Source organism: Frankia sp. CcMO1, assembly GCF_977945845.1.
Genome location: NZ_CDWTMG010000321.1, coordinates 1 through 4,335, shown reverse-complemented (window position 1 = coordinate 4,335; position 4,335 = coordinate 1). Strand labels below are relative to the sequence as shown.

General features: G+C 68.1%; 4 protein-coding genes. All 4 read right to left on the bottom strand.

All coding sequences use genetic code 11. The features are described 5' to 3' along the window. Window positions 1-89: 89 nt before the first annotated feature. The 4 genes from AC08OU_RS22985 to AC08OU_RS22970 all read right to left on the bottom strand — a co-directional run bounded on the left by AC08OU_RS22985 (window position 90) and on the right by AC08OU_RS22970 (window position 3,990). Window positions 90-494, bottom strand: coding sequence for a hypothetical protein (locus AC08OU_RS22985; protein ID WP_476605778.1), 405 nt, complete (start codon window positions 492-494; stop codon window positions 90-92). 76 nt (window positions 495-570) lie between these two features. Then, the gene (locus AC08OU_RS22980) at window positions 571-1,062 is read right to left on the bottom strand and encodes a hypothetical protein (RefSeq protein ID WP_476605777.1); all 492 of its coding nucleotides are present in this window, start codon (window positions 1,060-1,062) and stop codon (window positions 571-573) included. A 55-nt stretch (window positions 1,063-1,117) separates the two neighbouring features. After that, the gene (gene thrS / locus AC08OU_RS22975; RefSeq protein WP_462187550.1) at window positions 1,118-3,100 is read right to left on the bottom strand and encodes a threonine--tRNA ligase; all 1,983 of its coding nucleotides are present in this window, start codon (window positions 3,098-3,100) and stop codon (window positions 1,118-1,120) included. Window positions 3,101-3,279: 179 nt separating this feature from the next. Next, on the bottom strand, window positions 3,280-3,990 hold the full coding sequence (locus AC08OU_RS22970; RefSeq protein ID WP_476602174.1) for a TetR/AcrR family transcriptional regulator: 711 nt from the start codon (window positions 3,988-3,990) through the stop codon (window positions 3,280-3,282). Window positions 3,991-4,335 lie beyond the last annotated feature (345 nt).

Here is a 4,335-nt window from a genome sequence, read left to right as displayed (position 1 = left end):
GGGCCAGGCCGATGTCCTTCACCCGGCACCCGGCGGCTACGAACACGCTGCGCAACCACCCGCCGAGCCCGCAGATGCCTCAAACCCGCTTAACTTCGAAGAGCCACGATGACCGGCTCGGAAAGGAAGTCGTCCGATCGTGAGGGAAGCCGGACCTCGATCGGCTCGCGCTGACCGCGCGCCAACGAGTCGGGCCACAGCGGGAGTTCCGGTGACGTAGATAGAAGATCTTCCTCGGATGCAGATGCTGCTGCCTCGTCGGGGGTGAGCAGGCTCATGAACGCTATGTCCGCGTCAGGCAGGACGGCCGCGAGTGCGATTTCACGCCGTTCAGGCTGGGAGCGCCCGCTGAAGATCTGCGTGACGACGCGGATCCGATAGCCCCGGAATGGATCCGGCTTTACCGTCACCACTGCCTGTTCGTCGCGCGTGCGGATGCGTGCCAGAACAGCCACCCGCACACGGTCCGCTGTCTCCTGATGCATACTCGGCATGCCGTCACCTCCTTGACCTCGCTCTTCCCGCTGCCACGTCGAAGTGGCCGGCCCAAGACAGGTACCTCAGATACGATCAGAGTAATCGGTTGAGCCGGAGCCCGAGGTACGCGGCGAGCCGCCGGGCCCGCGCAAGCTCCGTGACATAGTCGATACCGGGCCGAAGAACCAGTTCGTATCGCATCTCGACCGAGCGCGCATCGACGTAAGCACGAAGATCCATCGGAAGATCTCCTCGCCGGATTCCGCAGTCGTCGAGTAGCGGTACGAGGACGTGGGTTCGTCTGACGATTTTACCATGAGCCGTGGCAAGCGCCTTCGCGTACGCCTCGACGACATAACCCACGAAGTACAGCGCAGCCAGCTGGCGCGACTGTGCGTGTAACACGGCGGCATCGGCGCCACGCTCGGAAGCCACCGCGGCCCAGTACTCGACCTGTTCGCGCCACGCTGGTTTCAGCTTGCCTCCTCCCGGCCCCAGCAAAACCCCGACATCCCCCAAAAGTGTAGCCAGAAGGTAGCGGGCCGGAACCATCGGCTCCGGCCCGCTACCGAGAAGTTGGCCCACCGGGACAGCACGAGTCTTCTGTCTTCTGAACGGGGCCCGGGGCCAGCCGCGCGGCTCAGACCTGGCGGCGGCGCTCCACCGCGTCGAGGATCTCCGCGACGGCCTCGTCCACCGGCACGCCGTTGCGCTGCGCCCCGTCCCGGAAACGGAACGACACCGCACCCTGAGCGACATCGGAATCTCCGGCCAGCAGCATGAACGGCACCTTTTGCTTCTGCGCCGTACGGATCTTCTTCTGCATCCGGTCGTCGGAGGAGTCGACCTCCACCCGGAGGCCGTGCGCGGCGAGCCGCCGGGCGACCTCGCCCAGGTACGGCACGTGCTCGTCGGTGATCGGGATGCCGACCACCTGCACCGGCGCGAGCCACGGCGGCAGCGCCCCGGCGTAGTGCTCCAACAGGATGGCGAAGAACCGCTCGATGGTGCCGAACAACGCCCGATGGATCATGAACGGACGCTGCCGGGTCCCGTCCGCAGCCTGGTACTCCAGGTCGAAGCGCCGCGGCAGCTGGAAGTCCACCTGGATGGTGGACAGCTGCCAGGTCCGGCCGATGGCGTCGCGGGCCTGCACGGAGATCTTCGGCCCGTAGAAGGCACCGCCGCCCGGGTCCATCACCAGTTCCAGGTCCTGCTTCTGCGCGGCCTCCCGCAGCAGTTCGGTGGCCTGCGCCCACTCCTCGTCGGTGCCGACGGCCTTGCCCTCCGGCCGGGTCGACAGCTCCAGGTAGAAGTCGGTCAGCCCGAAGTCGCGCAGCAACCCGAGCACGAACGTCAGCACGCTGTCGAGCTCGGCGGGTAGCTGCTCGCGGGCGCAGAACAGGTGCGCGTCGTCCTGGGTGAGCCCGCGCACCCGGGTCAGGCCATGGACCACTCCGGACTTCTCGTAACGGTAGACCGTGCCGAACTCGAACAGCCGCAGCGGCAGCTCCCGGTACGACCGGCCCCGCGACCGGAAGATCAGGATATGCATCGGGCAGTTCATCGGCTTGAGGTAGTAGTCGGTGCCGCCGTCGAGCTGCATGGGCGGGTACATGCCCTCGGCGAACCAGTCCAGGTGCCCGGAGATCTGGTAGAGCTCCGACTTGGTGATGTGCGGGGTGTTGACGAACGAGTACCCGGCCTCGATGTGCCGGCGCCGCGAGTAGTCCTCCATCGCGGTGCGGATCGCGCCGCCCCTGGGGTGGAAGACCGCCAGCCCCGGGCCGATCTCGGTCGGGAACGAGAACAGGTCAAGCTCCGCGCCGAGCTTGCGGTGATCGCGTTTCTCGGCCTCGGCCAGCCTGGTCTGGTAGGCCTTGAGCGCGTCGCGCGACTCCCACGCAGTGCCGTAGATGCGCTGCAGCTGCGGGTTCTTCTCGCTCCCCCGCCAGTAGGCCGCGGCGGAGCGCAGGATCGCGAAGGCCGGGATGGCCCGGGTGGTGGGCACATGCGGCCCGCGGCAGAGGTCCTTCCAGCACAGCTCGCCGGTCTTCGCGTCGAGGTTGTCGTAGATGGTCAGCTCGCCCGCCCCGACCTCGACACTCGCCTCGGCGTCGTCGGCCGCCGCGTCACTCGACTTCAGCCCGATCAACTCAATCTTGTACGGCTCGTCGGCGAGCTCCGCGCGGGCCTCGGGCTCGGTGACGACCCGCCGGGAGAATCGCTGGCCGGCCTTGATAATCGCCTGCGCCTTCTTCTCGATGGCCCTGAGGTCGTCCGGGGTGAACGGGGACTCGACGTCGAAGTCGTAGTAGAAACCGTTGTCGATGGGCGGCCCGATGCCCAGGCGCGCCTTCGGGAAGAGTTCCTGGACCGCCTGGGCGACGACGTGCGCGGCGGAATGCCGGACGATCGCCCGCCCGGCCGGCGAGTCAATCATGATCGGCTCGACGACGGCCCCGTCGGCGAGAACATGAGCGAGATCATGTTGCTGGCCGTCAACCAGAGCCGCGATCACGTTCCGGTCGTCGGCGAACAGCTCGGCGGCCGTCGTCCCGGTCGGCACCACCCGCGGATCGCTGCGCTGGGCGTGCTGAACGGTAAGGCGGACGTCGGACACCGAATCTCTCCTGTTGCGCTGGGAACACGGGTGCGGGGATCGCACCGCCGGTGCGTCGCCGGCCGGCAGGCGGCCCCACGGCGGGCCTTCCTGGCCCGTTCGCGATGCTACTCGCGGACGCATGGTGCCCCCGGCGAGCGGGGTACGGCGAGCGAGGTACTCAGTGTGACGGGTGCGGCTCAGTGTGACGGGTGCGGCGCGGGCGGCTCCGCCGTCGGCCGCGCACCCTCCCGGCAGCGGATGCCACCGAGGATGGTGTCGACGATCTTCGCGATCCGCGTTCCGCTCACCTCGCAGTCACCACTCATGTACTGCCGATAGGCGACCGGACCGACCAGCATGTCGACGACGAGGTCGACGTCGACGTCCGCGGCGAGTTCCCCCGATTCGATGCCGCTCCGGAGCATGGCGGCCGCCTTCTCCCGCGACGGCTCGATCACCTTCTGCGAGTAGGTGGCGAACAACTCCGGGTGCGTGCTCCGCTCGGCGACGAGCTTCGGCATGATCCGCCCGGACAACGACTGGAGGTTGTGCCGGCGCAGCGCATTCAGCCAGGCCACCAGGTCGTCGCGCAGGGAGCCGGTCTCGACCGCGTCGAGACTGTCGGCCAGGGTGTCCAACGCGTCCCCGATCAGGGCATCCTTCGTTGGCCATCGGCGATAGACCGTCGCCTTGCCGACCCCGGCGCTGGTCGCCACCGCCTCCATCGACAGGCTCGCGAAGCCGACCGTCGCGAGCTCGTGCAGCGCGGCATCGATGATCGCCTCATCGCAGCGGGTGTCCCTCGGACGACCGGGAGCGCGGGAGACGCGGACCCCGGAGGGCACCCGGTCGGACGGCCGCCGAGGATGCGGAGTGCGCACGTCCCGGGTGGCCATCAGGCGGGACACCGGTCTGATCCCCCGCACGCTCCGTCGCCGCCGTGCCGATGCATCCGCATGGAAAGGCCACCCGCCACCTTGATCGCGCCGCACGTTCCCGCCGGACTTCAAGATCAGCATACGTCCCAGCCGGCCAAGACGCATCCGTTTGCCAGGGCAGCGGCGTGGCGTGCGTCGCGTTCCACGCCGATCGGGCCATGGTCCACCGCGAAACCACCACCCGAACGCCCCAGCCCGAACAGCCACCTAGGGCCTGTTTGGGAAGTACGTCCCGGGGTTGGCCGTGGATCTGATGGTGATTTTCGGATTGCATGATCCGTTGTGTGGCGCGGGGTGACCTGACGAACGAGCAGG

Excerpts from the sequence above, each read along its gene's own strand:
- AC08OU_RS22985 (WP_476605778.1), bottom strand. The coding sequence starts at position 494 with ATGCCGAGTATGCATCAGGAGACAGCGGACCGTGTGCGGGTGGCTGTT.